A 26,979-nucleotide genomic window follows, 5' to 3' on the forward strand; every position below is an offset into this window, starting at 1 on the left:
TACCCCGAGGGGCGCGCCCGTTGTGGACGCGCCCCTCAACTTCTGTGTGGCGTGGGTCAGTTGTGGCCGAAGCGCCGCTGGTGCTTACGTGCCACATCCGCCGGGCTGCCCTGCGCCTGCGACCGCGCCTGGGACTGTGCCTCCAGGCTCGCCTTCTGGGCCTCCTGCTGGCCGCGCTCGGCCGGGGAGCCCTTCTGCTGCTGACTGCGGTCCTGCTTCTTGTCCTTGGCCATGATCTTTGCCTCCTGAGGGGGGAATCCGGGATCTGGGCCGGAACCAGACTTACATGGCGGACAGACCGCTGCATTTCGGGCAATTACCGTGCGTTATATGGTTGATCACGCACCGTGCACAAAGCCCCCGCCGAATCCGCCACGCCGATGATCGAGTTCGGGCAGATAACGCCCGTACGGTCGGGCAGACTCGAAGGAAAGCCGAAGCACACTCGTGCCATGGGCCGAGCCGGGGGGCGACCGGACTTTCAGCACCTCAGGGAAGAGGGTGGAACGTGGATCGCTGCGTCGTCCTGGTGGACGCCGGGTATTTGCTCGGTGCCGCCGCGAGTCTGCTCGCCGGAGAGCCCGCACGTTCCCGGATCACCGTCGACCATGCCGCCCTCATCCAGGGGCTGCGGCAGCGCGCCGAGGCGGACACCGAGCGCCCGCTGCTGCGGATTTACTGGTTCGACGGCGCCCCCGACCGCGTCCCGCAACCCGAGCACCGCAGGCTCCGGGTGATGCCCCGGGTCACCGTCCGGCTGGGTGCCCTGACCCGCAGCGACGGCCGCTGGGCGCAGAAGGGCGTGGACGCCGCGATGCACGCCGAGCTGACCGAACTCGCCCGTAACCGCGCCTGCTCCGACATCGTGCTGGTCACCGGCGACGGCGATCTGCTGCCCGGACTGATGTCGGCGAAGGAGCACGGCGTCGCCGTCCACCTCTGGGCCGTGCAGGCCGCGGACGGCGACTACAACCAGTCCGAGGACCTGGTCGCCGAGGCCGATGAACGGCGGGTGCTGGACCGGACCTGGATCACCCGCGCGGTACGCGCCAAGGAACTCGGCGGCCCCTGTGCCCCGCCGCCGGCACCCCGCCCCGAGATCGCCGCGATCCTCTCCGCGCCGCTGCCCGAGTCCGCGGCCGCGGCGGCCGCCGCGGCGGGCACGGAACCCGCCGAGCACACCCATGAGCACAACGGCGCCAACGGCGTCTCCCGCCCGGCCGCCGGTGCCGGAAGCGGCCCGGCCGCCACGGGCGAGCCCGGCGCCGCCGGTTCCAAGGTCGTGCCCACCCCCAAGGACCTGGCCGGTCTCGGCCGGGCGCACGCCGCGGGCCAGCAGCCCCCCGGCGCGGGCGGCCCGCAGCCCGCGGCGGGCGCCACCCTGCGCTGGTCGTCCGACAAGGGCTGGGTCGAACGCGGCGGCCCGGCAGGTGAGCCGGACGCCGCCGCACTGCCCACCCTCGCCCAGCTCACCAGCGCCGAGCAGCGCTGGGCCGACCGCGAGGAGGACATCACCGCCGTCAGCGGCGACCCCTTCGAGGTCGGCCAGGTCTTCGCCCGCCGCTGGACCGACCGGCTCTCCGACACCGCGCACCTCCAGCAGCTGTCCACGGAGTACCCGCGCATCCCGCACCGGATCGACGGTGAACTGCTGCGCTACGCTGCCCGGTTCGGACTGCTCGCCCACAAGGACGACCAGATCGACGAACACGACCGCTACGCGATCCGGGCCGGTTTCTGGCGCGAGGTCGATCTGCGGACGGCCGCCGAGCACGCGCCCGCCGGGGACTGACGGCCCGCACGGGCCCGGACGGCGACGGGCCCGGCTCGCCCGCCGGTGCCCCGCGGCCCGGAGGCGGGCCGGGGACGCGTACCCTCATAGCTCGTGAGGACGGGTGCAAAACAGGTGGAGCGCGGGGTGCCGGTGTGCGCCGTGCGGGACCTGGTCAAGACGTACCCCGCGATGCGCGGGCGCCGCGGGGCGGCACAGGCGCCCGCCGTACGCGCCAGCGACGGCATCACGCTGGAGGTGCACCGCGGCGAGATCTTCGGGCTGCTCGGCCCCAACGGCGCCGGGAAGTCCACCCTGGTACGCCAGCTCACCGGACTGCTGCGCCCCGACTCCGGCGCCATCTCCGTACTGGGCCACGATCTGGTGCGCCACCCGGAGCGGGCCGCCCGGCTGCTCGGCTACCTGGGACAGGAGTCCACCGCGCTGGACGAGATGACCGTCGCGCTGGCCGTGGAGACCACCGGCCGACTGCGCGGCCTCGGGGCCCGCGAGGCGCGCGCCGAGCGGGACGCGGTGATCGACGAGCTGGGTCTCGCGGACCTCACCGGCCGGGCGCTGAAGAAGCTGTCCGGCGGGCAGCGCCGGCTGGCCTGCTTCGCCACCGCGCTGATCGGCGAGCGGCCGCTGCTGGTGCTGGACGAGCCGACCACCGGCATGGACCCGGTGGCGCGGCGCGCCGTATGGGCCGCGGTGGACCGGCGGCGGGCCGAGCGCGGGGTCACGGTGGTGCTGGTGACGCATAACGTCCTGGAGGCCGAGAGCGTGCTCGACCGGGTCGCGGTGATCGACCGCGGCCGGGTCATCGCCTGTGACACGCCCGGCGGGCTGAAGGAAATGGTGAGCGACGAGGTGCGGCTGGAGCTGGTGTGGCGCGACCGCCCGCCGCTGGACGTGCCCGAGGTCGCCGCCCTCGAAGCCGACGCGCACGCCTCCGGCCGCCGCTGGACCCTCCGGCTGCCCGCCGACCGGGCCCGCTCCGCCGTCGCCGCCGTCACCGCGGGCCCCGCCTTCGCCGCGCTCGACGACTTCACCCTCGCCACGCCGAGCCTGGAAGATGTGTACCTGGCCCTCGGCGGCCGGGCCGAGGGACTGGTCAAGGCGTGAACGGTGAGGGGTCCGGCAGACGTATGCATGACCACGGGGCAGCGAGGAAGGCGTGATGACAGCGTGAGTGTGGTTCCCGTGCAGGCGGTGGCCCAAGCGGCCCCGGCCGGCGCGGTACGCGACGAGCAGGCCGCCCCGCTGGCGCCGCCCGCCCGTCTGGTGCCCGCGCTGGTCGCCGTCTACCGTGCCCAGCTCTCCCGGGCCCGGGTCGCGCGGATCCCGCTGCTGTTCGTCGCGACCTTCCAGTCCATCGGGATCATGGTGCTGCTGCGCGGTGTGGTCGACGGCGGCCAACCGGCGCGGGCGGTGGTGTCCGGCTCCAGCGTGCTGGTCGTCGCCTTCGTGGCGCTCAACCTCCTCGCCCAGTACTTCGGCCAGCTGCGGGCCAACGGCGGGCTCGACCACTACGCGACGCTGCCGGTGCCGCCGGCCGCCGTGGTGCTCGGCGCCGCCGCCGCATACGCCTCGTTCACCGTGCCGGGGACGGTGGTCACCGCGGTCACCGGCTGTGTGCTCTTCCAGTTGCCGATGGCGCATCTGTGGGTGCTGGCCGCGGTGCTCCCGCTCGCCGGGGCGGCACTGGCCGGTCTCGGAGCGGCCCTCGGTCTGCTCGCCCCGCGCCAGGAATTCGCCACGCTCTGCGGTCAGTTGGGCATGTCGGCGGCGCTGCTGCTGGGCGTGCTGCCGGCCGAACGGATGCCCGCGGTGATCGGCTGGGCCCGTGATCTGCTGCCCTCGACCTATGGCGTGGAGGCGCTGGCCCGCAGCTTCGACCCGCACCCGGACTGGCTCGTGGTCGGCGCCGACCTGGGCGTCTGCGCGGCCGTCGGGGTGCTGTCGCTGGCCGTCGCCACCTGGGCCTACCGCCGGGCGGCGACCCGGTGAGCGCCGCCACCCCGCCGAACGGGCGTCCTGCTTCCGGTCCCACGGGCCCCACCTGGCACGATGACGGGGTGACCGCACCGCTGACGCCCCGCGACAACCAACCGCCCGAAGAGCCCCGGCACCCCGAGGCCGCGCCCGCCGCCGAGCACGGTGGGCCCGTCGGCCCGGAGATGGCCCGTGAGCTGCGCGAGGGTGCGCTGATCGCGTTCCTGGTCGCGCTGACGGGAGTGCTGCTCGGCCTGCTGTGGAACTGGCTCGCCCCGCATGTCCCGCTGGTCGCGGACACCCGCAACGTCTACCTCAAGAACACCGAGGGCGAGGAGTCGATCGGCGCGGACGGCACCTTCCTCCTGCTGGCCTTCGCCTTCGGTGTGCTCACCACCGCGGTGGTCTTCCTCTTCCGCCGGCGGGGCGGGATTCCGCTGGTCGTGGCGCTGGTCGTGGGCGGGCTGCTCGGCGCGACGGTGGGCTGGCTGACGGGGATGTGGCTGGGCCCCACCCCGGACATGGCCGCACACGCCAAGGAGGTCGGCCCCGGGGTGGTCTTCGACGGCCCGCTGCGGCTCCAGGCCAAGGGCGCGCTGCTGGCCTGGCCGATCGGGGCGATGTTCACCCAGCTGGTGCTCTCCGCGCTGTTCGGGCCGCCGGACCCGATGCCGGAGGTCCCGTACTGGCTCCAGGGGCAGCACGGGCCGCAGCAGCACCCCGGGCAGCACGGCCCGCAGGACCAGCACGAACACCAGGCACCGCAGCAGGAACAGCAGGCACCGCAGCAGGAGGTCCCGGACCGGCTCCGGAAGGACCACGACCGGCGGCCGCCCACCGAGGGCTGAGCCACAACGGATCTCGCGGGGCGGCCGGCCCACCGGCCGCCCCGTCGTGTGTTCAGCCGCGGGCGATCGGCGCGAGGTGCGCCCCCGTGAGCGCCACCAGATCCTCCGGCGACAGCTCGACCTCCAGCCCGCGCCGCCCCGCCGAGACACAGACCGTCGGCCGGCCCTCGGCGGAGGCGTCCACGACCGTGCGCAGCCGCTTGCGCTGCCCCAGCGGGGAGATCCCGCCCCGGACGTAGCCCGTGCTGCGCTCGGCCGCCGCCGGGTCGGCCATGGTGGCCCGCTTGCCGCCCACCGCGGCCGCCAGCGCCTTGAGGTCCAGGGACCCCGACACCGGGACCACGGCGACCGTCAGGGTGCCGTCGACCTCTGCCAGCAGGGTCTTGAACACCTGGTCGGGCGCGACACCGAGCGCCTCGGCGGCCTCCTCGCCGTACGACGGTGCGGCCGGGTCGTGCTCGTAGGAGTGCGTGGTGAACGGGACACCGGCCGCGGTGAGGGCGACCGTCGCCGGGGTGCCGACGGATTTCTTGGACTTCTTCGCCAACGTCTTCGTGCCTCGCGTCAGGGGCCCGGAAGCCGGGGGCCAGTGGCTCAGCCGGGGCCGGTGGGTCAGTTGGGGCTGGTCGGCTGCCGGGTCAGGTCCACCGCCGGCAGCGACGGGAGCTTACCGAGCACCGCCGACTCCTGGCGAAGCAGTTTCAGCTCCTGCGCCAGCCGGGCCGCGGTGTCCGGGGCCTCCAGCAGCCGCTGCTTGGCGGGAACGTCCAGCACGGCCGCCGCGGCGACCAGGTACGACAGCACGGACGGGTCGGCCGGCAGATCCTGCCCGCTCGACAGGGTCCGCTCATTCGCCCAGGCCAGCCGCTTCTGATAGGTACGGAACGCCCGGACGACCCCGGAGGCGAGCGCACCCGCGCCCTCTCCGTCGTCGTCCGCCAGCTCCTCCAGCTCACCGGTCAGATACGGCCCCGAGGCATCCACCGACAGCAGCCGGAAGCGGGTGGTGCCGGTGGCCAGCACCTCATAGCCGGTGTCGTCGTCGGACGACTTCTCCCGGATGGTGGCCGCGTCGGCGATACAGCCCACGGTGTGGAACGCCTGCATCGGGTCGTCGCCGAAACCCGCCGTGGGACCGTCCGCGGCGGGCACCGTGTTGTCCGGCATGCCCTGCGCGGTGGCGGCGACCTCCCGGCCGTCCCGGATCGCGATCACCGCGAACCGGCGGTCGTCCTCGGCCACCGCGCTCAGATCGCGCATCATGGCCCGGTACCGCGCCTCGAACACGTTCAGCGGGAGCACGAGCCCCGGGAACAGCACCGAGTTCAGTGGGAAGAGCGGTAGGCGCAGGGAGGTCACAGCCCGTAAGCCTAGACGCTGCGCTTGGCTGTGTTCCCACGTGGTCGGGAATCTCCGTCGTGGTGGTTGCGATTCCGTCGCGCGGGTTCTCGGGTGTTTTCGGCTGTCTCGCCGTTGTGCCTGCGGCGGGCGGGGTCCGCTGCGCGGGGCTGTCGGGTGCGGTGACGGGCCTCCGCGGGTGGGGTGCCGGACTGCTTCGCTTTACGTCCGGCACCCCACCCGCTCCGGCCCGTCCCCTCCCGTTGGTGGATGGGGAAAAGGCCGGTGGGGGTGCATGTTGGTGGTTCGGTGCGCCTTGTCGGTCGTAGTGGACTGGCTATTGCCGTCGGAGGAGCCGGGACGCGCCGGCTGCGACCGTTGTGGCCAGTACCCAGCCCGCCAGGATGAGGATGGCGGCTGCCCACTGGGCGCCGCCGCCCGGTTTCCAGGCGGCGCTCTGGTTGAGGTCTATGACCGGGAGGAGCAGGTCCAGGGCGTAGAGGTAGGGGTTCCAGGGGGGTGCTTCGCCTGTTTTGAGGGGTGGGGGCGGGGACATCGAGAAGTAGATGGTGCCTATGGCCCACAGGATGGCCATCCAGACCGCGGCTCGTCCTGGGCGGTAGCCGTAGGCGACTGTCCAGTCCTGGAGGAAGCCCCAGGTCTTTGCCGCCAGGGGCAGCGTTTCGCGGCGGCGCCGCTGTTTGGCCAGCAGCACCTCGCGGGCGTCGGAGTCCTCGCCGGTGGTGCGCAGCGAGGCGGCGAGCATCTCGTACGGCTCGGGGGCGTACTCGGGGGTCGCCGCGGCCACCCACTGGAGCCGTAACGAGAGCGGGAAGTGGCCGCGCGGGATCAGCGTCTCGTAGGCGAAGCCGGCCATCCACAGTCCGCCGAGGCCCGGCCAGCTCGCCGACTTGTCGACGAGGTTGACCACCCGGGCGCCGGAGAGGATGACCCGGCCGCGCTGTGGCCGCTCGCCGAGGAACCGCAGCTCGGGCGTCTGGATGCGGCGCAGCGACAGCTCCTGGTCGGACTCCATGATGAAACGGGCGTGCTCGAAGTCGAGCGCGTCCCCGAACCGCCCGTCGTCCAGCCGCATCCCGCCCTCGCACTCGAAGCGCTGCACCCGGGTGCCGCGCGACGGGGTGTAGGCGGTGCCGTACGGGGGAGTGGCGCCGCTGGAGAACGGGGAGTTGGGCAGCCCGGCGGCGGTCAGATACAGCGTGCGCTCGACGGTCAGCTGCGGGGCGTTCAGGGCCCGGCGGCCGAACGGGTTGCTCAGCCGGCTGCCGCGCAGGCTCAGGGACACGCCGATGGTGGCGCCGCGCAGCGACAGCTCGCCGTAGGACTCCAGCATCTCGGCCTGGAGGTCCTGGGTGACGGTCAGCCCGTCCGCCATGATCGACCGGCCCTGCCGGTCCTTGTGCACCACGGTCTGATTGAGCATCAGGTCCGTGCCGATCTGGGCGTCGGTGAGCCGGATGCCGGACTGCACCACACAGCGCGGCAGATGCAGATCGCCCTCGGTCTGTACCCGGGCCGCCTCCACCCGGGGTATCGCGCAGTTCACCAGCCGCAGGGTGGTGAACCGGCTCTCGGGGAGTACCAGCTCGGCCTCGAAGCGGCAGTCGCGCAGCTCCACGAATGGCTTGATCGCGCCGCCCGCGACGTCGAGAGTGTCCGTGATGTACGCACCGGTGAGCTTGAGCGCGGTGACCCGGCCGGGCTGCGGGGGCGGCCCGTCGAGCAGCAGCAGCGCCACGACCCGGCCGCGCACCCGGCGCTCGGGGCCCCACAGGTGCTGTCCGTGCGGATCGTCCCTGGCCGGATCGCCGATGTGCAGATCGCAGGTGCTGCCGTTGCGGAATGCCTGCCACATGCTCCATTCCGCTGACGTCAGCTGCAGGTCGGCGGGCGCGTCGCCGTCCCCGGGCTCGGTCACTGTGGGTCCCCCTTGCTCTCCCGTGGTGTGTCGCAACCTGTTCGGACGCACCGCGTGCACCGGTCGTATCGCGTCCCGCAGGTCTCCCCGTACGCCGTTGTTGAGGCCCTTGCCCGCCCCGTGACTGCTTGAACACGCATGGTCAGGGCCAACTCCGGTCAACTTCGGACGGCCGGGTCACGGTGCGTCCGAGGCGTACTCCGCTGTGTATCACTGAGTGATACGGCCGCTCGGGCGCCGGAGCGGGTCTGAGACACTGGGGGAGTGATCTCCCGAATCGATCTGCGCGGTGACGCCCTTCCCGAGGGCGGCGCCCTGCGCGACCTGCTGCCCCGTGCCGAGTTCGACGTGGAAGCCGCCCTGGAGCAGGTGCGGCCCATCTGCGAGGACGTGCGCCATCGCGGCACCGCGGCGCTGATCGATTATGCGCGGCGGTTCGACGGCGTCGAGATCGAGCAGGTGCGGGTGCCCGCCGAGGCCCTGCGGGCGGCGCTCGACGGGCTGGACCCGGCTGTCCGGGCCGCCCTGGAGGAGTCCATCCGGCGCGCCCGGATCGTCCACCGCGAACAGCGCCGCACGGACGTCACCACCAAGGTCGTCCCCGGCGGCACGGTCACCGAACGCTGGGTGCCGGTCGAGCGGGTCGGGCTCTATGTCCCCGGCGGCCTCGCGGTCTACCCGTCCTCGGTGGTCATGAACGTGGTCCCGGCGCAGGAAGCCGGCGTCGAGGGCATCGCCGTGACCTCCCCGCCGCAGAAGGAGTTCGGCGGCCGGCCGCACCCGACCATCCTCGCCGCCTGCGCCTTGCTCGGGGTCGATGAGGTCTACGCGGCCGGCGGCGCCCAGGCCATCGCGATGTTCGCGTACGGCACCGAGGAGTGTCTGCCGGTCAACCTCGTCACGGGCCCCGGCAATATCTTCGTCGCCTCCGCCAAGCGCCTGCTCAAGGGCCGGATCGGTATCGACGCCGAGGCCGGCCCGACCGAGATCGCGGTCCTCGCGGACGCCACCGCCGACCCCGAGCACGTCGCCGCCGACCTGATCAGCCAGGCCGAGCACGACACCCTCGCCGCCGCCGTCCTGGTCACCGACTCCGCCGAGCTCGCCGACGCCGTCGACGAGGCGCTCAAGCGGCAGGTCGCGGCCACCAAGCACATCGAGCGGATCACCGAGGCGCTGGCCGGCCGGCAGTCCGCGACCGTCCTCGTCGACGGCATCGACGAGGGCCTGCGGGTCGTGGACGCCTACGGCGCCGAACATCTGGAGATCCAGACCGCCGACGCCACCGCCGTCGCCGCCCGGGTCCGTAACGCCGGCGCCGTCTTCGTCGGCCCGTACGCCCCGGTCTCCCTCGGTGACTACTGCGCCGGATCCAACCACGTGCTGCCCACCGGCGGTTGCGCTTGCCACTCCTCCGGGCTGTCCGTGCAGTCCTTCCTGCGCGGCATCCATGTCGTGGACTACTCGCGCGACGCGCTGGCCGAGGTCGCCCACCATGTGGTGACCCTCGCCGAGGCCGAGGATCTTCCGGCGCATGGTGCGGCGCTCAAGGCCAGGTTCGACTGGAAGGTCCCGCAGAGCAAGTGAGCAGGCACGTGACCCGTAACTCCGCTGTGTCCCGTATGGACGAGCTCCCCATCCGTGACGAGCTGCGCGGCAAGTCCCCCTACGGGGCTCCGCAGCTGGACGTCCCGGTGCGGCTGAACACCAACGAGAACCCCTACCCGCTGCCCGAGCCGCTGGTCCGGCGGATCGCCGAGCGGGTGACCGAGGCCGCCCGGCAGCTCAATCGCTACCCCGACCGGGACGCCGTCGAGCTGCGCACCGAACTGGCCCGCTACCTCACCCACACCGCGGGCCACGAGGTCAACAAGGACCAGGTGTGGGCCGCCAACGGCTCCAACGAGGTCATCCAGCAGCTGCTGCAGACCTTCGCCGGCCCCGGCCGCACCGCCCTCGGCTTCGAGCCCTCGTACTCGATGCACGGGCTGATCTCCCGCGGCACGGGCACCGGCTGGCTCTCCGGCCCGCGCAACGACGACTTCACCATCGATGTGGAGGCGGCGCGGGCGGCCATCGCCGAGCACCGTCCGCATGTGGTCTTCATCTGCTCGCCGAACAACCCCACCGGCACCGCCGTCGAGGCCGAGACGGTGCTGGCGCTGTACGAGGCGGCGCAGGCGGCCCGTGCCGATGCCGCCGGGGCCCTGGTGGTGGTCGACGAGGCCTACGGCGAGTTCAGCCACCGGCCCTCGCTGCTGCCGCTGATCGCGGGCCGGCCGAATCTGGTGGTCTCCCGGACGATGTCCAAGGCCTTCGGCGCCGCCGGGCTGCGGCTGGGCTATCTGGCCGCCGACCCCGCCGTGGTCGACGCCGTCCAGCTCGTCCGGCTCCCGTACCACCTCTCGTCCGTCACCCAGGCCACCGCACTGGCCGCACTGGAGCACACCGACACGCTCCTGAAGTACGTCGAGCAGCTGAAGACCGAGCGGGACCGCCTGGTCAGCGAGCTGCGGGCGGCCGGCTGCCGGGTCGTCGACTCCGACGCCAACTTCGTGCAGTTCGGTCTCTTCGAGGATTCCCACGCCACCTGGCAGGCGATCCTTGACCACGGTGTGCTGGTCCGTGACAACGGCGTACCGGGCTGGCTGCGGGTCACCGCCGGCACCCCGGCCGAGAACGACGCGTTCCTGGACGCGGTTCGCGCAGTACTGAAGGAGAGCAAGCGATGACCCGCGTAGGACGCGTGGAGCGCACGACGAAGGAAACGTCCGTGCTCGTCGAGATCGATCTCGACGGCAAGGGGGACGTGGACGTCTCGACCGGTGTCGGCTTCTACGACCACATGCTCGACCAGCTCGGCCGGCACGGTCTGTTCGACCTCAAGGTCAAGACCGACGGCGATCTGCACATCGACACCCACCACACCATCGAGGACACCGCCCTCGCCCTGGGTGCCGCCTTCAAGCAGGCCCTCGGCGACAAGTCCGGGATCTACCGCTTCGGCAACTGCACGGTCCCCCTGGACGAGTCGCTCGCCCAGGTGACCGTCGACCTCTCCGGCCGCCCGTACCTGGTGCACACCGAGCCGGAGAACATGGCGCCGATGATCGGCAGCTATGACACCACGATGACCCGGCACATCTTCGAGTCCTTCGTCGCCCAGGCCCAGATAGCGCTGCACATCCACGTCCCGTACGGGCGCAACGCCCACCACATCGTGGAGTGCCAGTTCAAGGCGCTGGCCCGCGCCCTGCGGTACGCCAGCGAGCGCGACCCGCGGGCGGCCGGCATCATCCCCTCCACCAAGGGAGCCCTGTAGCCCGTGAACGGTCTCTCCACCGTCTTCATCCTGGTCGGGCTCTTCCTCCTCGGCGGCGTCTACTCCTTCTGGAAGCAGCAGCTGCCCAAGGGCCTGATCGTGCTGTTGTCCCTCGGCTCGGCGCTGTGTCTGATCGCCGGTGTGCTGCGGCTGGAGGTATGGAATTGAGCCCCTCGGCATCCCGTAAGCGCGTCGTCGTCTTCGACTACGGCTTCGGCAACGTCCGCTCCGCCGAGCGTGCCCTGGCGCATGTCGGCGCCGACGTCGAGATCACCCGGGACTTCGACCGGGCGATGAACGCCGAGGGGCTGCTGGTCCCCGGTGTCGGCGCCTTCGCCGCCTGTATGGCCGGGCTGAAGGAGGCCCGCGGCGACTGGCTGGTGGGCCGCAGGCTGGCCGGCGGCCGCCCCGTCATGGGCATCTGCGTCGGCATGCAGATCCTCTTCGGCCGGGGCATCGAGCACGGTGTGGAGACCGAGGGCCTGGACGAGTGGCCCGGCACGGTCGGCCCGCTCAAGGCCGACATCGTCCCGCACATGGGCTGGAACACCGTCGAGGCCGCCGAGGGCTCCCGGCTCTTCGCCGGGCTGCCCGCCGACGCCCGCTACTACTTCGTGCACTCCTACGCGGTGCACGACTGGGAGCTGGAGGTCGGCAACCCGCATCTCACCGCGCCCAAGGTCACCTGGGCCACGCACGGCGAGCCCTTCGTGGCCGCGGTCGAGAACGGCCCGCTGTGCGCCACCCAGTTCCACCCCGAGAAGTCCGGCGACGCCGGCGCCCAGCTCCTGACCAACTGGATCAACACCCTGTGAGCCCCCTGATGCCGAAGCTCGAACTCCTCCCCGCCGTCGATGTCCGCGACGGCCAGGCCGTCCGCCTCGTCCACGGCGAGTCCGGCTCCGAGACCTCCTACGGCGACCCGCTGGAGGCGGCCCTCGCCTGGCAGCGGTCCGGCGCCGAATGGCTGCACCTCGTCGACCTCGACGCGGCCTTCGGCACCGGCGACAACCGGGCGCAGATCGCCGAGGTCGCCCGCTCCATGGACATCAAGGTCGAGCTGTCCGGCGGCATCCGCGACGACGACACGCTCGCCGCCGCCCTCGCCACCGGCTGCCGCCGGGTCAACCTCGGCACCGCCGCGCTGGAGACCCCCGAGTGGGTCGCCAAGGTCATCGCCGAGCACGGCGACCAGATCGCGGTCGGCCTGGACGTCCGCGGCACGACGCTGCGCGGCCGCGGCTGGACCCGCGACGGCGGCGACCTCTACGAGACGCTGGCCCGCCTCGACACCGAGGGCTGCGCCCGCTATGTCGTCACCGACATCAACAAGGACGGCACCCTCCAGGGCCCCAACCTGGAACTGCTGCGGAACGTCTGCGCCGCCACCGACCGGCCGGTGGTCGCCTCGGGCGGCGTGTCCTCGCTCGACGACCTGCGGGCGCTGGCCACGCTGGTCCCGGAAGGTGTCGAGGGCGCGATCGTCGGCAAGGCGCTCTATGCGAAGGCGTTCACCCTCGAAGAGGCGCTGGCAGCAGTGTCGTAACCGAAAGGCGGCGTGATGACCATCGAGCGCGTACGGACCGGCAGCCCCTGGGAAGAGAAGATCGGATTCGCACGCGCCGTGGCGGCCGGCGACCGGGTCCTGGTCGCCGGCACGATGCCACTGGTCGATGGCGTCCTGCAGGGGGAGGGCGACCCCTATGTGCAGACCAAGGCCGCCCTCACCCACGCGCTGGAGGCCCTCACCCCCTTCGGCCTCGGCGCCGAAGCGGTCCTCCGCACCCGTCTGTACCTCACGCACCTACGCGATGTGGACGCGGCCGGCCGCGCCCACCGGGAGCTGTTCGCCGCCGCGCCGCCCGTCTCGACCCTGGTCGTGGTCTCCGGCTTCGCCGACTCCCGCGTCCTGGTCGAAGTAGAACTCGAAGCATTCCGAGCACTGTCAGAGAGGCCTGAACCGACATGACCCTGGCGGTCCGAGTCATCCCTTGCCTGGACGTCGACAACGGCCGGGTCGTCAAGGGCGTCAACTTCCAGAACCTGCGGGACGCCGGCGACCCCGTCGAGATGGCGAAGATCTACGGGGATGAGGGCGCCGACGAGCTGACCTTCCTCGACATCACCGCCTCCTCCGGCAACCGCGAGACCACCTACGACGTGGTCCGCCGCACCGCCGAGCAGGTCTTCATCCCGCTGACCGTCGGCGGCGGCGTCCGCACCCCCGAGGACGTCGACAAGCTGCTGCGGGCCGGCGCCGACAAGGTCGGGGTCAACACCGCCGCCATCGCTCGCCCCGACGTCATCCGCGAGATCGCCGAACGCTTCGGCAGCCAGGTCCTGGTCCTCTCGGTCGACGCCCGCCGCACCGACGCGGGCACGCCGTCCGGATACGAGGTCACCACCCACGGCGGCCGCCGCGGCACCGGTATCGACGCCGTCGAATGGGCGCACCGCGCCGCCGAGCTGGGCGCCGGGGAGATCCTCCTCAACTCCATGGACGCCGACGGCACCAAGGACGGCTACGACGTCGAGATGATCGAGGCGGTCCGCAAGCACGTCTCCGTCCCGGTCATCGCCTCCGGCGGCGCCGGCAGGCTGGACGACTTCGCCCCGGCCGTGGCCGCCGGCGCCGACGCGGTGCTGGCCGCCTCCGTCTTCCACTTCGGCGATCTGCGCATCTCCCAGGTCAAGGACGCACTGCGGGGTGCGGGGCACCCGGTGCGCTGAGGCGGGGCGGCTCGGCGGTCTTTCCCCGGCGGCCCTTCCTCGGCGGTCCTGCCTCAGCGGCCCTTGCGTGCCGCCCGGAGGAACTCGCGGTTCATCGCCGTGATGCTGAACAGCGGGATGCCCTTGGGGCAGGCGGTGGCGCACTCACCGGCGAGGGTGCAGCCGCCGAAGCCCTCGTCGTCCATCTGCGCCACCATGTCCAGCACCCGGCTGCCGCGTTCGGGCGCGCCCTGCGGCAGCACATTGAGATGGTTCACCTTGGCCGAGGTGAACAGCATCGCGGCCCCGTTCGGACAGGCCGCCACACAGGCACCGCAGCCGATGCACTCGGCGTGCTCGAACGCGGACTCGGCGTCCGGCTTGGGCACGGGCGTCGCATGGGCCTCCGGCGCGGCCCCGGTCGGCGCGGTGATGTATCCGCCGGCCTGGATGATCCGGTCGAAGGCGGAGCGGTCGACGACCAGGTCCTTGACGACCGGGAACGCCGCGGCGCGCCACGGCTCGATGTCGATGGTGTCGCCGTCCCGGAAGGACCGCATGTGCAGCTGGCAGGTCGTGGTGTGCTCGGGGCCGTGCGGCGCGCCGTTGATGACGAGTGAGCAGGCGCCGCAGATGCCCTCGCGGCAGTCGTGGTCGAAGGCGACCGGGTCGTCACCCTGGAGGATCAGCTCCTCGTTGAGGGTGTCGAGCATCTCCAGGAACGACATGTCCGGCGAGATGCCGTCGACCTCGTAGGTGGACAGGGCACCGTCGGCGTCGGCGTTCGGCTGGCGCCAGACGCGCAGGGTGAGCCTCATGCGTAGCTCCGCTGGGTGGGGTGGACGTACTCGAAGACCAGGTCTTCCTTGTGCAGCACGGGGGCCTCGCCGGTGGCGGTGAACTCCCAGGCCGCGGCGTAGGAGAACTCCTCGTCGCGGCGCGCGGCCTCACCGTCCGGGGTCCGGTGCTCCGTGCGGAAGTGGCCGCCGCAGGACTCGGCCCGGTGCAGCGCGTCGAGGCACATCAGCTCGGCGAGCTCCAGGTAGTCCACGATGCGGTTGGCCTTCTCCAGGGACTGGTTGAACTCCTCACCGGTGCCGGGCACTTTGAGTCGGCGCCAGAACTCCTCGCGGATCTGCGGGATCCGGTCCAGGGCCTTGCGCAGCCCCTCGTCGCTGCGGGCCATCCCGCAGAACTCCCACATCAGCTCGCCCAGTTCCCGGTGGAAGGAGTCGGGCGTACGGTCCCCGTCGACGGCGAGCAGCCGCGCCAGCCGGTTCTCCGTCTCCTGCACCGCCGCCGTGACCACCGGGTGGTCCGCGGAGACCTCGTCGTGGTGCGGATGGCGCGCCAGGTAGTCGTTGATCGTCGACGGCAGGACGAAGTAGCCGTCGGCCAGCCCCTGCATCAGCGCGGAGGCGCCGAGCCGGTTGGCCCCGTGGTCGGAGAAGTTGGCCTCGCCAATCGCGAACAGGCCAGGGACGGTGGTCTGCAGGTCGTAGTCGACCCACAGCCCGCCCATCGTGTAGTGCACGGCGGGATAGATCCGCATCGGCACCTCGTACGGGTTCTCCGCGGTGATCCGCGCGTACATGTCGAAGAGGTTGCCGTACTTCTCCTCCACCTTCGCCCGGCCCATCCGCCGGATGGCGTCCGCGAAGTCCAGGTAGACGCCCTCCCCGCCGGGGCCGACGCCGCGGCCCTCGTCGCAGACGTTCTTCGCGGCGCGCGAGGCGATGTCACGGGGCACGAGGTTGCCGAAGGACGGGTAGGCGCGCTCCAGGTAGTAGTCGCGCTCGTCCTCGGGTATCTCGGCGGGCGTCCGGGTGTCGCCCCTGGCCTTCGGCACCCAGATCCGGCCGTCGTTGCGCAGCGACTCGCTCATCAGGGTCAGCTTCGACTGGTGGTCGCCGGTGCGCGGGATACAGGTCGGGTGGATCTGGGTGAAGCAGGGGTTGGCGAAGTAGGCGCCGCGCCGGTGCGCTCGCCAGATCGCGGTGGCGTTGGAGTTCATGGCGTTCGTCGAGAGGTAGAAGACATTGCCGTAGCCGCCGGTCGCGAGGACCACGGCGTCCGCGACATAGGTGTCGATCTTCCCGGTGACCAGGTCCCGGGCGACGATGCCGCGCGCCCGTCCGTCGATGACGATCAGATCGAGCATCTCGGTCCGCGGGTGCAGCTCGACGTTCCCGGCGCCGATCTGCCGCGACAGCGCCTGGTAGGCACCGAGCAGCAGCTGCTGGCCCGTCTGCCCGCGGGCGTAGAAGGTCCGGGAGACCTGGACGCCGCCGAAGGAGCGGGTGTCGAGCAGACCGCCGTACTCCCGCGCGAAGGGCACGCCCTGGGCGACGCACTGGTCGATGATCTCGACGGAGATCTGCGCGAGCCGGTGGACATTCGACTCGCGGGCCCGGAAGTCACCGCCCTTGACGGTGTCGTAGAACAGCCGGTGGACCGAGTCGCCGTCGTTGCGGTAGTTCTTCGCCGCGTTGATGCCGCCCTGCGCGGCGATCGAATGGGCGCGGCGCGCGGAGTCCTGGTAGCAGAACTGCACGACGTGGTAGCCCTGTTCGGCGAGCGTGGCCCCGGCCGAGCCGCCCGCCAGGCCGGTGCCGACCACGATGACGGTGTGCTTGCGGCGGTTGGCGGGGTTGACCAGCTTCGCCTCGAAGCGCCGCCGGTCCCAGCGCTCGGCGACCGGCCCGTCCGGCGCCTTGGTGTCGCGGACCGGCTCCCCGGTCGCGTAGTGCGGGTAGGAGGTCATGTCAGCTCACCACTCCGGTCATGACGGCGACGGGTACGGAGACGAAGCCCACAGTCAGCACCAGCGCGAGGACCTGGGCGAGGGTCTTCAGCAGGCGCTCGCGGGCCCGGCTGCCGACGCCGAGCGTCTGGGCGGCGCTCCAGAAGCCGTGCCGGATGTGCAGTCCGAGGGCCAGCATCGCGACGAGGTAGATGACGTTGCCGTACCAGGTCGAGAAGGTGTCCACGACGTTCTGGTACGGGCGGCCCTCCTGGAAGCCGCCGGTGTGCACGGTGCCGGTGGTCAAGTCGAGCAGGTGCCAGACGATGAACAGGCCGAGGATGATGCCGCCCCAGCGCATGGTGCGGGTGGCGTAGCTGGTCCGGGCCTTCTTGTGCACGTACTTTCCGGGGCGCGCCTTGATGCCGCGGCGGCTGAGCTGGTACGCGGACGTGGCATGGGCGACGACGGCGGCCACCAGGACCACGCGGACCAGCCACAGCGTCCACTCGTCGTGCATGAACGGTTCGCCGACGACGCGCAGCCAGTGGGCGTAGCCGTTGAACTCGTCCGCCCCGAAGAAGATCTTCAGGTTTCCGAGCATGTGGACGACCAGGTAGAGCAGCATGACCAGCCCGCTCACGGCCATCACCGTCTTCTTGCCGACGGTCGAGCCCCACAGCAGGCCCGCGAAGGACGGCCGTCGGTCCGTCCGGGTGTCCAGTGCCATGGGTCCCGACGGTAGGGACCGGTCCGCCCATCAGTCCAAGACATGGTGCGGCTCATCTCCATAGCCGTTGCCTATCGACGGGCGTACCGTGGCCCTCATGCAGCTCCAGCAGCTCCGCTACTTCACCGCCGTGGCCGACACCCGGCACTTCACCCGCGCCGCCGAGCGCGAACATGTCGCCCAGCCCTCCCTGTCCCAGCAAATCCGCTCCCTGGAACGGGAGTTGGGGGCCGAGCTCTTCCACCGGGCCCGGGGGCACATCACCCTCACCGACGCCGGCGAGACCCTGCTGCCGTTCGCCCGGCGCATCCTTGCCGACGCCGACACCGCCCGCCGCGAGGTCCAGGAGGTCGCCCAGCTGCGCCGCGGCCGGCTCCGCCTCGGCGCCCCGCCCAGCCTCTGCGCCAGCCTCGTCCCCGACGTCCTGCGCGCCTTCCACGCCGGCTACCCCGGTGTGGACCTGCTCGTCACCGAGGACGGCTCACAGGACCTGGTCCGGGCGCTCGCCGACGGCGCCCTGGACCTGGCCCTGATCATCACCCCGCTCCCGGTCCAGGCCCCCGCCCTGACCACCGCCGAGCTGCTGCGCGAGGAACTCGTCGTGGTCTCCGCCCCCGACCGCCCGGCCCCCGTCGGCCGGCGCACCCGCATCCGGGTGGAGGATCTCCGCGGCCGTCCGCTGGCCATGTTCCGCCGCGGCTACGACCTGCGGGAATTCACCACCGCGGCGTGCCGCGCGGCCGGTTTCGAGCCGGCCTTCACCGTCGAGGGCGGGGAGATGGACGCGGTCCTCGGCTTCGTCCGGGCCGGGCTGGGCCTCGCCGTCGTCCCCAGCATGGTCGCCGAACGCTCCGGCCTGCGGGTCACCCGCTTCTCGACGCCCGGAATGCACCGCGTGGTGTCCGTCGCCCACCGGGGCGATGTCTCCCCGCCGCGCGCCGCCCGGGAGCTGGCGCGCATCCTGATGGAGCATGTGGACCCGGGCGCGTCCTGAGGACCGGGGGCTCGGCGGGCGGGGTGAACGTGCGGCCACCGGCGGGCGCGGCCCCGTGGCAGCGGTGCGGGGCCGGTCGTAGGCTGGCCGCATGTCGACCCATGCGAAGCGTGAACGGCTCCTCCTCGCCGACCTGTTGGAGAGCGCCGGCCCCGAGGCCCCGACGCTGTGCGAAAACTGGAGCGCGCGGGACCTGGCCGCGCATGTGGTGGTGCGCGAGCGGCGCGCCGACGCGGCCGGCGGGCTGCTCGTCAAGCCGCTGGCCGCCCGGCTGGAACGGGTACAGGCGGAGTTCGCCGCCAAGCCCTACGAGGAGCTGATCCAGCTGATCAGGACCGGGCCGCCGCGGATGTCGCCGTTCGCACTGAAGCAGATCGACGAGGCGTCCAACACCGTGGAGTTCTACGTCCACGCCGAGGACGTACGCCGTGCCCAGCCGGACTGGGCGGCCCGGGAGCTGGACCCCGTCTTCGCGGACGCCCTATGGTCCAGGATCGAGCGGATGGCCCGGGTGCTGGGCCGGAAGTCGCCGGTGGGCCTGGTGCTGCGGCGCCCCGACGGGCGCACGGCGGTGGCCCATCGCGGCACCCCAGTGGTCACCGTCGTCGGCGAGCCGGGCGAGCTGACGATGTTCGCCTTCGGCCGGCAGGAGGTCGCCGATGTGCAGCTGGACGGCGACAAGGAGGCGGTCGACCTGGTGACGGCGGCGAAGCTGGGCGTGTGAGCCCGTTCCCGTAGGCCGCCCTACGAGTGGAGCACCACCACCGCGACCACCACGGCCACCACCACCGCCGCCGCGAAGACCGCGCCCAGCACCCGCGCCGCCACCCGCGCGGCGCGGTCCGGGTCCGGCGGCGGTGGCGGCGCGGACGGCTGCTGAGGATGCATGCCAGCAGGATGCCGCACGGCACAATGGACACCATGAGCAGCCGCGCCACCACCCCGGACACCAACCCCGCCCTCGACCCCGCCATCGCCGCCCGGCTCAAGCGCGGCGCCGACGGCCTGGTCCCGGCCATCGCCCAGCAGTACGACACCGGTGAGGTGCTGATGCTCGGCTGGATGGACGACGAGGCGCTGCACCGCACCCTCACCACCGGCCGCTGCACGTACTGGTCCCGCAGCCGCCAGGAGTACTGGGTCAAGGGCGACACCTCCGGCCACGTCCAGCATGTGAAATCGGTGGCGCTGGACTGCGACGCCGACACCGTCCTGGTCCGGGTCGACCAGGTCGGCGCCGCCTGCCACACCGGCGACCGCACCTGCTTCGACGCGGACGTGCTCGCCACCCGGGACGATCAGGACCAGTAGGCTCCGCGCCATGACCACGGGAACCACCGGCACCGCCCTTCCGGACCTCGACACCTTCCGCACCCTCGCCAAGGACCGGCGGGTCATCCCCGTCACCCGGCGCCTGCTCGCGGACGGCGACACACCGGTCGGGCTCTACCGCAAACTCGCCGCCGAACGCCCCGGCACCTTCCTCCTGGAATCCGCCGAGAACGGCCGTACGTGGTCGCGCTACTCCTTCATCGGCGTCCGCAGCGCCGCCACCCTCACCACCCGCGACGGGCAGGCGCACTGGCTCGGCAGCCCGCCCGTCGGCGTGCCCACCGAGGGCGAACCGCTCGCCGTGCTGCGCGCCGCCGTCGAGACCCTGCACACCCCGCGGGACCTCATCGAGGGCGAGGGGCTGCCGCCGTTCACCGGCGGCATGGTCGGCTACCTCGGCTACGACATCGTGCGCCGCCTGGAGAAGATCGGCGAGCAGACCGCCGACGACCTCCGGCTGCCCGAACTGACCATGCTGCTCACCTCCGATCTCGCCGTCCTCGACCACTGGAGCGGCACGGTCCTGTTGATCGCCAACGCGATCAACCACAACGACCTCGACACCGGCATCGACGAGGCCTACGCCGACGCCGTGGCCCGCCTGGACACCATGGCCGACGACCTCGCCCGGCCCGCGCCCCCCAGCGCCGCCGCGCTGCCGCCGTCCGAGGTCCCGCCGTTCACCGCCAAGTGGGGCGGGGCGGCCTACCAGGACGCCGTCGAGGACATCAAGGAGCGCATCCGGTCCGGTGAGGCCTTCCAGGTCGTGCCCTCCCAGCGGTTCGAAACCCCGTGTACGGCGAGCGCGTTGGACGTCTACCGGGTGCTGCGGGCCACCAACCCCAGCCCGTACATGTACCTCTTCCGCTTCGAGGGCCCCGACGGCGGCGAGGACGGCGCCTTCGACGTGGTGGGCTCCAGCCCCGAGGCGCTGGTGAAGGTCGAGGGCGGCCGGGCCATGGTCCACCCCATCGCCGGGACCCGCCCGCGCGGCGCCTCCGTCCAGGAGGACCAGGCCCTGGCGGACGAGCTGATGGCCGACCCCAAGGAGCGCGCCGAGCATCTGATGCTGGTCGACCTGGGCCGCAACGACCTGGGCCGGGTCTGCGAACCGGGCAGCGTCGAGGTCGTCGACTTCATGTCCGTCGAGCGCTACAGCCACGTCATGCACATCGTCTCGACGGTCACCGGCCAGGTCGCGGCGGACCGTACCGCCTTCGACGTGCTCACCGCCTGCTTCCCCGCGGGCACCCTCTCCGGCGCCCCCAAGCCGCGCGCCCTGCAGATCATCGAGGAGCTGGAGCCGTCCCGGCGCGGGCTGTACGGCGGCTGTGTCGGCTATCTCGACTTCGCCGGTGACTCCGACACCGCCATCGCGATCCGCACCGCCCTGCTGCGCGACGGCACCGCCTACGTCCAGGCGGGCGCCGGAGTGGTCGCCGACTCCGACCCGGTGGCCGAGGACACCGAGTGCCGCAACAAGGCGGCCGCCGTACTGCGCGCCGTGCACACCGCCAACCACCTGGGCAGGTAACGGCCCTGGCACCCGCAGCACCCCCGCGCACCGGTCCCCGGCGGCCGGTGCGCGATAGTGGTACGCGTGAGTGCCGCATCCCAGACCCCCACCGACACCGTGCCGCCGGGCGATTCCGGGCCCCCGCAGGCCCGGCCCGCGCGCCGCGCGCAGCGCAGCCTCGCGCCGGCGCTGCTCGCCGGCGCGGCGGGCGCCGCCCTGGCACTGCTGGCCTCCGGCCGCACCTGGGCCGAGGGCTCCGCGGTGCTCGCCCAGGGCAGCGTGCCGCGCACGGTGACCGGCTCCGATGTGACCGGAGTGCCCGGTGCGCTGGCCGTCGTCGGCCTGGCCGCGCTGGTCGCCGTCTTCGCGGTCCGCCGGGTCGGCCGGATCGCCGTCGCCGCCCTGCTCACGCTCAGCGGGGCGGGCATCGCCGTCGCCGCCGTACTGGGCAACTCCGACACCTCGGCGCTGCGCGAGAAGGCCGCCACCGCCGTCGGGCTGACCGGAACCGATGTGCATCACGTCACGCACACCGGCTGGCCCTGGGTGGCCGCGGCCGGTGGTCTGCTGCTGCTGATCGCCGGACTGCTGGCGCTGGTGTACGGCCGCCACTGGCCCGCGATGTCGGGCAAATACGAGCGCACGCCCGGCGGCGCCCGCGGCCCGCGGCGCGCACCGGCCCCGCCGGACCTGGACCGCCCCGAGGAGATCTGGAAGTCCCTGGACCGCGGCGAGGACCCCACCCGGTAAAAGGACTCCCTCCGGCATCGGTGACAATGGGCCGAGCGGATCATCGCGCCCCGACCCCGGCGCGACAGAGCATCGAGGAGCATTCATGTCGAGCAGTGGCCACGGACACACCCCCGCCGCCTGGACCGGCGTCATCATCTCGTTCATCGGCTTCTGTGTCGCCGGAGCCTTCATCGTGCTGGCGAATGTGCCCGGCTTCTGGGCCGGTATCGCGCTGATCGGCCTCGGTGCCCTCGTGGGCGGTCTGATGCGGATGGCCGGTCTGGGCTCGGAGCCCAAGCGCGCCGCCAAGCCGCGTCCCCAGGCGCAGGCGCAGCCGCAGGAGGGCTGAGCCCCGCTCCCGTGGCGCCGGCTCCGGCGCCACTGCCGCAGCACCCCTCGAAGGCGCCGCTTCCGGCCCGTACGCACCGAGGTGCCGTACCCCGCCGTCCGTGACCGTTCCGTACGGCGGCCGAGAAGCTGCGCCTTCGCCTGTCCGGCCGGACAATCGGCACGTGAGCCAACCCGCGGCCCGGCCCCATGCCTCCCCGCGCGGCGGTCTGCCGCGCCGCCTGGCGGCACCCCTCGGCACGCTGGCCGCCGCCACCGCCGCCTTCGCCGTCCTCGGGGCCGTCGACCCGAACGAGCCCGGCCACTACCCCGTGTGCCCGCTGCTGCACCTCACCGGCGTCTACTGCCCGGCCTGCGGCGGGCTGCGCAGCGCCCATGCCGTCGCACACGGCGACCTCGCCGCGGCACTGGGCGCCAACGCCCTCGCGGTGGCCGGCTACGCCGCCTGTGCGGTCTTCTGGGCGCTCTGGACGGCCAACGCGGTCCGCGGCCGCCCCACGGCGGGCCCCCGGCCGCGTGCCGTCCACTGGTGGGCGCTGGGCGCACTGCTGCTGGCCTTCACGGTCGTCCGCAACCTGCCCTTCGGCAGCGGGCTCGCGCCGTGACCCGGGAGCGGTACGGCTTGCCGGCGCGGCAGCCGTATGGATCCGCGCCCCGGGAGGCGTACGGATACCTGACCCGGGAGCCGTACGGACCCGGTGCCGCCGGCCCCATACCACCCGGAGATGTCCAGGTCGTGGGATCAGGGTCGACCGGATGTGAGACCTGCATCCCCTGGCGGATACCATCGGAGTACCGGAAGGGACCGCTTGTCCGGGTCACCGTCCACCGCCACCGCCCCCGAAGGAGGCCGCTCGCGTGAGTGTGCTCGACGAGATCATCGACGGCGTGCGTGCCGACCTCGCAGAGCGGCAGGCGCGCGTCAGCCTCGACGAGCTCAAGGAGCGGGCCCAGAAGGCGCGCCCCGCGAAGGACGGTGTCGCCGCGCTCAAGGGCGAGAGCGTCACGGTGATCTGCGAGGTCAAGCGCTCCAGCCCCTCCAAGGGCGCGCTCGCCGCGATCGCCGACCCGGCCGGTCTGGCCGCCGACTACGAGGCGGGCGGCGCGGCCGTCATCTCCGTCCTCACCGAGCAGCGCAAGTTCGGCGGTTCGCTGGCCGACCTGGAGGCCGTCCGCGCCAAGGTCGACATCCCGGTGCTGCGCAAGGACTTCATCGTCACCGCCTACCAGCTGTGGGAGGCCCGTGCCTACGGCGCCGACCTGGCGCTGCTGATCGTCTCCGCGCTGGAGCAGGAGGCGCTGGTCTCGCTGATCGAGCGCGCCGAGTCGATCGGGCTGACGCCGCTGGTCGAGGTGCACGACGAGGACGAGGTCGCCCGCGCGGTGGACGCCGGAGCCAAGATCATCGGGGTCAACGCCCGCAACCTGAAGACCCTTGAGGTCGACCGCGGCAACTTCGCCCGGGTCGCCCCCGAGATCCCCGACCACATCGTCAAGATCGCCGAGTCCGGGGTGCGCGGACCGCACGACCTGATCGCCTACGCCAACGACGGCGCGGACGCGGTGCTGGTCGGCGAGTCGCTGGTCACCGGCAAGGACCCCAAGACCGCCGTCTCCGACCTGGTCGCCGCGGGGTCCCACCCGGCGATCCGGCACGGCCGCTCCTGAGCGCCCGGGACAGCACACCGACATGACCGCCACCGCCGCAGGCAGCCGCTGCCGGGTCCGGGTTACGCACCCGGGCCCGTCCGGGGTGCGCGCCGGGGCGGCGGCGGTCCGCGTCCCCGGCCCGGCGGTGCCCGTCCACGGCTTCCCGCCCGCCCCGCACCGCCCCGACCCGAAGCGCTCCGCGCTGCCGCCGTGGCACCGGGGCTGCCGGGCGCCCGCACGGCGGGTCCACGGGCGCCGGGTCAGGTACCACATCGGCTCCGAGCCGGGACAGATCAACGGCATGCGATGGCAACCGGGGCCCGCGCGCTGACGCGTTGGCCCCGTACGGGCGCCGGGATGGTGGGGGGCGGGCAGGCGGTCGCCTGACGGCCTGCTCACCCCCCCACCCCCGAACCCACCCCCCGCCCCCTCCCCCGAAGGGGGAGAGGGGGCGGGGGCGGGGGAAGCGCCCCCGGCCGGGTCCGGCGCCCGCAGGGCGAGCGCCGCGGGAGAGTTCCGCGGCGCCGGTCGGCTCTCCGTACGAGCGCCTTGTGGGCTCTCCGCGGGACCGCCCCGTGCGGCCCTCTGCGCGAGCGCCCGTGGTGCTCGGCGGGTCCGCCCCGTGCGGCTTCGCGTCAGTGCCCCGTGGTGCTCGGCGGGTCCGCCCCGTGCGGCTTCGCGTCAGTGCCCCGTGGTGCTCGGCGGGTCCGCCCCGTGTGGCTTCGCGTCAGCTCTCCGTGGGCTCTCGCGAGCGCCCAGGCGTCCCCGCGCGAGCGGCCCCACGGCGCCCCGTGGCGCCCGCAGCGGCCCACCCGCACCACCCTCGCCCCCCACGCCCGAACCCCGCATACTTCCGACACAACCGGACCTCCGGGGCAGTTGCCCCGGCCTAGGAGTGCGTCTGATGTCCGCCGATTTCTTCCTTCCCGATCCCGAGGGACGGGTGCCGAACCCCGAAGGCTATTTCGGTGCGTTCGGCGGCAAGTTCATTCCCGAGGCGCTGGTCGCCGCGGTCGACGAGGTCGCCGTCGAGTACGAGAAGGCCAAGGCGGACCCCGTGTTCGTCGCCGAGCTCAATGACCTGATGGTCCACTACACCGGGCGTCCCAGCGCGCTCACCGAGGTGCCGCGGTTCGCCGAACACGCCGGTGGTGCCCGGGTGTTCCTCAAGCGCGAGGACCTCAACCACACCGGCTCCCACAAGATCAACAACGTGCTGGGCCAGGCGCTGCTCACCAAGCGGATGGGCAAGACCCGGGTCATCGCCGAGACCGGCGCCGGCCAGCACGGCGTAGCTACCGCCACCGCCTGTGCGCTGTTCGGCCTCGAATGCACCATCTACATGGGCGAGATCGACACCCAGCGGCAGGCCCTGAACGTCGCCCGGATGCGGATGCTCGGCGCCGAGGTCATCGCCGTGAAGTCCGGCAGCCGCACCCTCAAGGACGCCATCAACGAGGCGTTCCGCGACTGGGTCGCCAACGTCGACCGCACCCACTACCTGTTCGGGACGGTCGCGGGGCCGCACCCGTTCCCGCTGATGGTGCGCGACTTCCACCGTGTCATCGGCGTCGAGGCGCGCCGCCAGATCCTGGAGCGCGCGGGCCGCCTGCCCGACGCGGCCGTGGCCTGTGTCGGCGGCGGCTCCAACGCCATCGGGCTCTTCCACGCCTTCCTCCCGGACGCCGGGGTGCGGCTCATCGGCTGCGAGCCCGCGGGCCACGGCATCGAGACCGGTGAGCACGCCGCCACGCTGAGCGCCGGTGAGCCGGGAATTCTGCACGGGTCCCGGAGTTACGTCCTCCAGGACGAGGAGGGCCAGATCACCGAGCCGTACTCCATCTCGGCCGGTCTCGACTACCCGGGCATCGGGCCCGAGCACGCCTTCCTCAAGGACAGCGGCCGCGGCGAGTACCGCGCCGTCACCGACGACGCCGCGATGCAGGCGCTGCGCCTGCTCTCCCGGACCGAGGGCATCATCCCCGCCATCGAGAGCGCCCACGCCCTCGCCGGGGCCCTGGAGCTCGGCAAGGAGCTGGGCCCCGACGGGCTGATCGTCGTCAACCTGTCCGGGCGCGGCGACAAGGACATGGACACCGCCGCCCGCTACTTCGGCCTCTACGACGCGGACACCGCCGTCGAGGCGGATGCCGGCAGCGAGGACGCGGAGATCGAGGGGGATGCCAAGTGAGCGGGAACATCAAGCTGTTGAGTGACACCCTCGCGGCCGCGAAGGCCGAGGGCCGGTCCGCGCTCATCGCCTACCTGCCGGCCGGGTTCCCGACCGTCGACGGGGGCATCGAGGCGGCCAAGGCCGTCTTCGACGGCGGCGCGGACGTGGTGGAGGTCGGGCTGCCGCACAGCGACCCCGTCCTGGACGGCCCCGTCATCCAGACCGCCGACGACATCGCGCTGCGCGGCGGGGTGAAGATCGCCGACGTCATGCGGACCGTGCGGGAGGCCCACGAGGCCACCGGCAAGCCCGTCCTCGTGATGACGTACTGGAATCCGATCGACCGCTACGGCATCGAGCGCTTCACCGCCGAGCTCGCCGAGGCGGGCGGCGCGGGCTGCATCCTGCCCGACCTGCCGGTCCAGGAGTCCGCGACCTGGCGGGAGCACGCCGACAAGCACGGCCTCGCCACCGTCTTCGTCGTCGCCCCCAGCAGCAAGGACGCACGGCTCGCCGAGATCACCGCGGCCGGCTCCGGCTTTGTGTACGCCGCCTCGCTGATGGGCGTCACGGGCACCCGCGAGTCCGTCGGTGAGCAGGCGCAGGACCTGGTGCGGCGCACCCAGGCCACCACCGGGCTGCCGGTCTGTGTCGGCCTCGGGGTCTCCAACGCCGAACAGGCCGCCGAGGTGGCCCGGTTCGCGGACGGGGTGATCGTGGGCTCGGCGTTCGTCAAGCTGCTGCTGTCGGCGGACGGCGACCTGGCGGCCGGCCTCGCCGGGGTCCGTGCCCTGGCGGGCGAGCTGGCCGCGGGCGTGCGTACGCGTTCCTAGGGGGCG

At 72.6% G+C, this 26,979-nt stretch carries 31 protein-coding genes; 23 read left to right on the forward strand and 8 right to left on the reverse strand.

The window, feature by feature from the left end; translation table 11 throughout:
* Window positions 1-56: 56 nt before the first annotated feature.
* The gene (locus STRTU_RS26705; protein WP_167539206.1) at window positions 57-233 is read right to left on the reverse strand and encodes a hypothetical protein; all 177 of its coding nucleotides are present in this window, start codon (window positions 231-233) and stop codon (window positions 57-59) included.
* A 275-nt stretch (window positions 234-508) separates the two neighbouring features.
* On the opposite strand from STRTU_RS26705, the gene STRTU_RS26710 reads away from it, so the two are divergent.
* From STRTU_RS26710 to STRTU_RS26725, 4 genes are all read left to right on the forward strand, one after another.
* Window positions 509-1,792, forward strand: a complete 1,284-nt coding sequence (locus STRTU_RS26710; protein WP_159746568.1) for an NYN domain-containing protein — start codon at window positions 509-511, stop codon at window positions 1,790-1,792.
* A 171-nt stretch (window positions 1,793-1,963) separates the two neighbouring features.
* Window positions 1,964-2,896 (forward strand): ABC transporter ATP-binding protein, encoded by a 933-nt coding sequence (locus STRTU_RS26715; protein WP_246241466.1) that lies wholly within the window; start codon window positions 1,964-1,966, stop codon window positions 2,894-2,896.
* 63 nt (window positions 2,897-2,959) lie between these two features.
* Entirely contained in the window at window positions 2,960-3,781 is an 822-nt protein-coding gene (locus STRTU_RS26720) for an ABC transporter permease (protein ID WP_246241262.1), read from the forward strand.
* Between the two features lie 68 nt (window positions 3,782-3,849).
* Entirely contained in the window at window positions 3,850-4,614 is a 765-nt protein-coding gene (locus STRTU_RS26725) for an ABC transporter permease (protein ID WP_159746570.1), read from the forward strand.
* Window positions 4,615-4,666: 52 nt separating this feature from the next.
* Here the strand turns inward: STRTU_RS26725 and ybaK are convergent, their stop codons facing one another.
* From ybaK to STRTU_RS26740, 3 genes are all read right to left on the reverse strand, one after another.
* On the reverse strand, window positions 4,667-5,161 hold the full coding sequence (gene ybaK / locus STRTU_RS26730) for a Cys-tRNA(Pro) deacylase (RefSeq protein WP_159746571.1): 495 nt from the start codon (window positions 5,159-5,161) through the stop codon (window positions 4,667-4,669).
* 65 nt (window positions 5,162-5,226) lie between these two features.
* Window positions 5,227-5,973 carry an LON peptidase substrate-binding domain-containing protein gene (locus STRTU_RS26735; protein WP_159746572.1) on the reverse strand — a complete coding sequence of 249 codons (747 nt, stop codon included), beginning with the start codon at window positions 5,971-5,973 and terminating at the stop codon, window positions 5,227-5,229.
* Between the two features lie 316 nt (window positions 5,974-6,289).
* On the reverse strand, window positions 6,290-7,891 hold the full coding sequence (locus STRTU_RS26740; protein WP_159746573.1) for an oxidoreductase: 1,602 nt from the start codon (window positions 7,889-7,891) through the stop codon (window positions 6,290-6,292).
* A gap of 264 nt (window positions 7,892-8,155) precedes the next feature.
* Between STRTU_RS26740 and hisD the strand changes: the two genes are divergently transcribed.
* Genes hisD through hisF form a run of 8 tightly spaced genes read left to right on the forward strand, consistent with a single transcriptional unit; the run spans window position 8,156 to window position 13,943 of the window.
* Entirely contained in the window at window positions 8,156-9,478 is a 1,323-nt protein-coding gene (gene hisD / locus STRTU_RS26745; protein ID WP_159746574.1) for a histidinol dehydrogenase, read from the forward strand.
* Between the two features lie 35 nt (window positions 9,479-9,513).
* A complete protein-coding gene (locus STRTU_RS26750) occupies window positions 9,514-10,623 on the forward strand; it encodes a histidinol-phosphate transaminase (protein WP_272591838.1) in 1,110 nt (369 codons plus the stop codon).
* Window positions 10,620-11,213, forward strand: a complete 594-nt coding sequence (gene hisB, locus STRTU_RS26755; protein WP_159746575.1) for an imidazoleglycerol-phosphate dehydratase HisB — start codon at window positions 10,620-10,622, stop codon at window positions 11,211-11,213. The genes STRTU_RS26750 and hisB overlap by 4 nt, the downstream gene beginning before the upstream one ends.
* A gap of 3 nt (window positions 11,214-11,216) precedes the next feature.
* Entirely contained in the window at window positions 11,217-11,381 is a 165-nt protein-coding gene (locus STRTU_RS26760; RefSeq protein ID WP_167539207.1) for a hypothetical protein, read from the forward strand.
* The gene (gene hisH / locus STRTU_RS26765; protein ID WP_159746576.1) at window positions 11,372-12,028 is read left to right on the forward strand and encodes an imidazole glycerol phosphate synthase subunit HisH; all 657 of its coding nucleotides are present in this window, start codon (window positions 11,372-11,374) and stop codon (window positions 12,026-12,028) included. The genes STRTU_RS26760 and hisH overlap by 10 nt, the downstream gene beginning before the upstream one ends.
* 8 nt (window positions 12,029-12,036) lie before the next feature.
* Window positions 12,037-12,759: a bifunctional 1-(5-phosphoribosyl)-5-((5-phosphoribosylamino)methylideneamino)imidazole-4-carboxamide isomerase/phosphoribosylanthranilate isomerase PriA gene (priA, locus tag STRTU_RS26770; RefSeq protein WP_159747242.1), complete on the forward strand. Its 723-nt coding sequence runs from the start codon at window positions 12,037-12,039 to the stop codon at window positions 12,757-12,759.
* A gap of 15 nt (window positions 12,760-12,774) precedes the next feature.
* Window positions 12,775-13,182, forward strand: a complete 408-nt coding sequence (locus STRTU_RS26775; protein WP_159746577.1) for a Rid family hydrolase — start codon at window positions 12,775-12,777, stop codon at window positions 13,180-13,182.
* Window positions 13,179-13,943 (forward strand): imidazole glycerol phosphate synthase subunit HisF, encoded by a 765-nt coding sequence (hisF, locus tag STRTU_RS26780; protein ID WP_159746578.1) that lies wholly within the window; start codon window positions 13,179-13,181, stop codon window positions 13,941-13,943. The genes STRTU_RS26775 and hisF overlap by 4 nt, the downstream gene beginning before the upstream one ends.
* Before the next feature lie 53 nt (window positions 13,944-13,996).
* Here the strand turns inward: hisF and STRTU_RS26785 are convergent, their stop codons facing one another.
* From STRTU_RS26785 to STRTU_RS26795, 3 genes are read right to left on the reverse strand one after another with little or no spacing between them, the layout of a single operon-like run.
* Window positions 13,997-14,740, reverse strand: a complete 744-nt coding sequence (locus tag STRTU_RS26785; protein WP_159746579.1) for a succinate dehydrogenase/fumarate reductase iron-sulfur subunit — start codon at window positions 14,738-14,740, stop codon at window positions 13,997-13,999.
* On the reverse strand, window positions 14,737-16,686 hold the full coding sequence (locus STRTU_RS26790; RefSeq protein ID WP_159746580.1) for a fumarate reductase/succinate dehydrogenase flavoprotein subunit: 1,950 nt from the start codon (window positions 16,684-16,686) through the stop codon (window positions 14,737-14,739). The genes STRTU_RS26785 and STRTU_RS26790 overlap by 4 nt, the downstream gene beginning before the upstream one ends.
* A gap of 1 nt (window position 16,687) precedes the next feature.
* A complete protein-coding gene (locus STRTU_RS26795) occupies window positions 16,688-17,395 on the reverse strand; it encodes a succinate dehydrogenase (RefSeq protein ID WP_159746581.1) in 708 nt (235 codons plus the stop codon).
* A gap of 97 nt (window positions 17,396-17,492) precedes the next feature.
* On the opposite strand from STRTU_RS26795, the gene STRTU_RS26800 reads away from it, so the two are divergent.
* Both STRTU_RS26800 and STRTU_RS26805 read left to right on the forward strand, forming a co-directional pair.
* The gene (locus STRTU_RS26800) at window positions 17,493-18,389 is read left to right on the forward strand and encodes a LysR substrate-binding domain-containing protein (protein WP_159746582.1); all 897 of its coding nucleotides are present in this window, start codon (window positions 17,493-17,495) and stop codon (window positions 18,387-18,389) included.
* Between the two features lie 91 nt (window positions 18,390-18,480).
* Complete coding sequence (locus STRTU_RS26805; protein ID WP_159746583.1) at window positions 18,481-19,113, forward strand: TIGR03085 family metal-binding protein; 633 nt, start codon at window positions 18,481-18,483, stop codon at window positions 19,111-19,113.
* Window positions 19,114-19,133: 20 nt separating this feature from the next.
* On the opposite strand, the gene STRTU_RS26810 is transcribed toward STRTU_RS26805, so the two are convergent.
* Window positions 19,134-19,277, reverse strand: a complete 144-nt coding sequence (locus tag STRTU_RS26810) for a hypothetical protein (protein ID WP_159746584.1) — start codon at window positions 19,275-19,277, stop codon at window positions 19,134-19,136.
* A 33-nt stretch (window positions 19,278-19,310) separates the two neighbouring features.
* Here STRTU_RS26810 and hisI point away from each other — a divergent pair, with 33 nt between their 5' ends.
* The 9 genes from hisI (at window position 19,311) to trpA (ending at window position 26,973) form a co-directional block, all read left to right on the forward strand.
* Window positions 19,311-19,700 carry a phosphoribosyl-AMP cyclohydrolase gene (gene hisI, locus STRTU_RS26815; RefSeq protein WP_159746585.1) on the forward strand — a complete coding sequence of 130 codons (390 nt, stop codon included), beginning with the start codon at window positions 19,311-19,313 and terminating at the stop codon, window positions 19,698-19,700.
* Window positions 19,701-19,710: 10 nt separating this feature from the next.
* Window positions 19,711-21,255 (forward strand): anthranilate synthase component I, encoded by a 1,545-nt coding sequence (locus tag STRTU_RS26820; protein WP_159746586.1) that lies wholly within the window; start codon window positions 19,711-19,713, stop codon window positions 21,253-21,255.
* A gap of 66 nt (window positions 21,256-21,321) precedes the next feature.
* On the forward strand, window positions 21,322-21,987 hold the full coding sequence (locus STRTU_RS26825) for a TIGR02234 family membrane protein (RefSeq protein WP_159746587.1): 666 nt from the start codon (window positions 21,322-21,324) through the stop codon (window positions 21,985-21,987).
* A gap of 85 nt (window positions 21,988-22,072) precedes the next feature.
* The gene (locus STRTU_RS26830) at window positions 22,073-22,318 is read left to right on the forward strand and encodes an HGxxPAAW family protein (protein ID WP_159746588.1); all 246 of its coding nucleotides are present in this window, start codon (window positions 22,073-22,075) and stop codon (window positions 22,316-22,318) included.
* A 163-nt stretch (window positions 22,319-22,481) separates the two neighbouring features.
* The gene (locus STRTU_RS26835; RefSeq protein ID WP_159746589.1) at window positions 22,482-22,922 is read left to right on the forward strand and encodes a DUF2752 domain-containing protein; all 441 of its coding nucleotides are present in this window, start codon (window positions 22,482-22,484) and stop codon (window positions 22,920-22,922) included.
* A 253-nt stretch (window positions 22,923-23,175) separates the two neighbouring features.
* On the forward strand, window positions 23,176-23,985 hold the full coding sequence (gene trpC / locus STRTU_RS26840) for an indole-3-glycerol phosphate synthase TrpC (protein ID WP_159746590.1): 810 nt from the start codon (window positions 23,176-23,178) through the stop codon (window positions 23,983-23,985).
* Between the two features lie 22 nt (window positions 23,986-24,007).
* The gene (gene trpM, locus STRTU_RS26845) at window positions 24,008-24,298 is read left to right on the forward strand and encodes a tryptophan biosynthesis modulator TrpM (RefSeq protein ID WP_246241471.1); all 291 of its coding nucleotides are present in this window, start codon (window positions 24,008-24,010) and stop codon (window positions 24,296-24,298) included.
* Between the two features lie 573 nt (window positions 24,299-24,871).
* Entirely contained in the window at window positions 24,872-26,158 is a 1,287-nt protein-coding gene (gene trpB / locus STRTU_RS26850; RefSeq protein WP_159746591.1) for a tryptophan synthase subunit beta, read from the forward strand.
* Complete coding sequence (gene trpA, locus STRTU_RS26855; RefSeq protein ID WP_159746592.1) at window positions 26,155-26,973, forward strand: tryptophan synthase subunit alpha; 819 nt, start codon at window positions 26,155-26,157, stop codon at window positions 26,971-26,973. The genes trpB and trpA overlap by 4 nt, the downstream gene beginning before the upstream one ends.
* Window positions 26,974-26,979 lie beyond the last annotated feature (6 nt).

The organism is Streptomyces tubercidicus (genome assembly GCF_027497495.1).
Lineage (GTDB): Bacteria > Actinomycetota > Actinomycetes > Streptomycetales > Streptomycetaceae > Streptomyces > Streptomyces tubercidicus.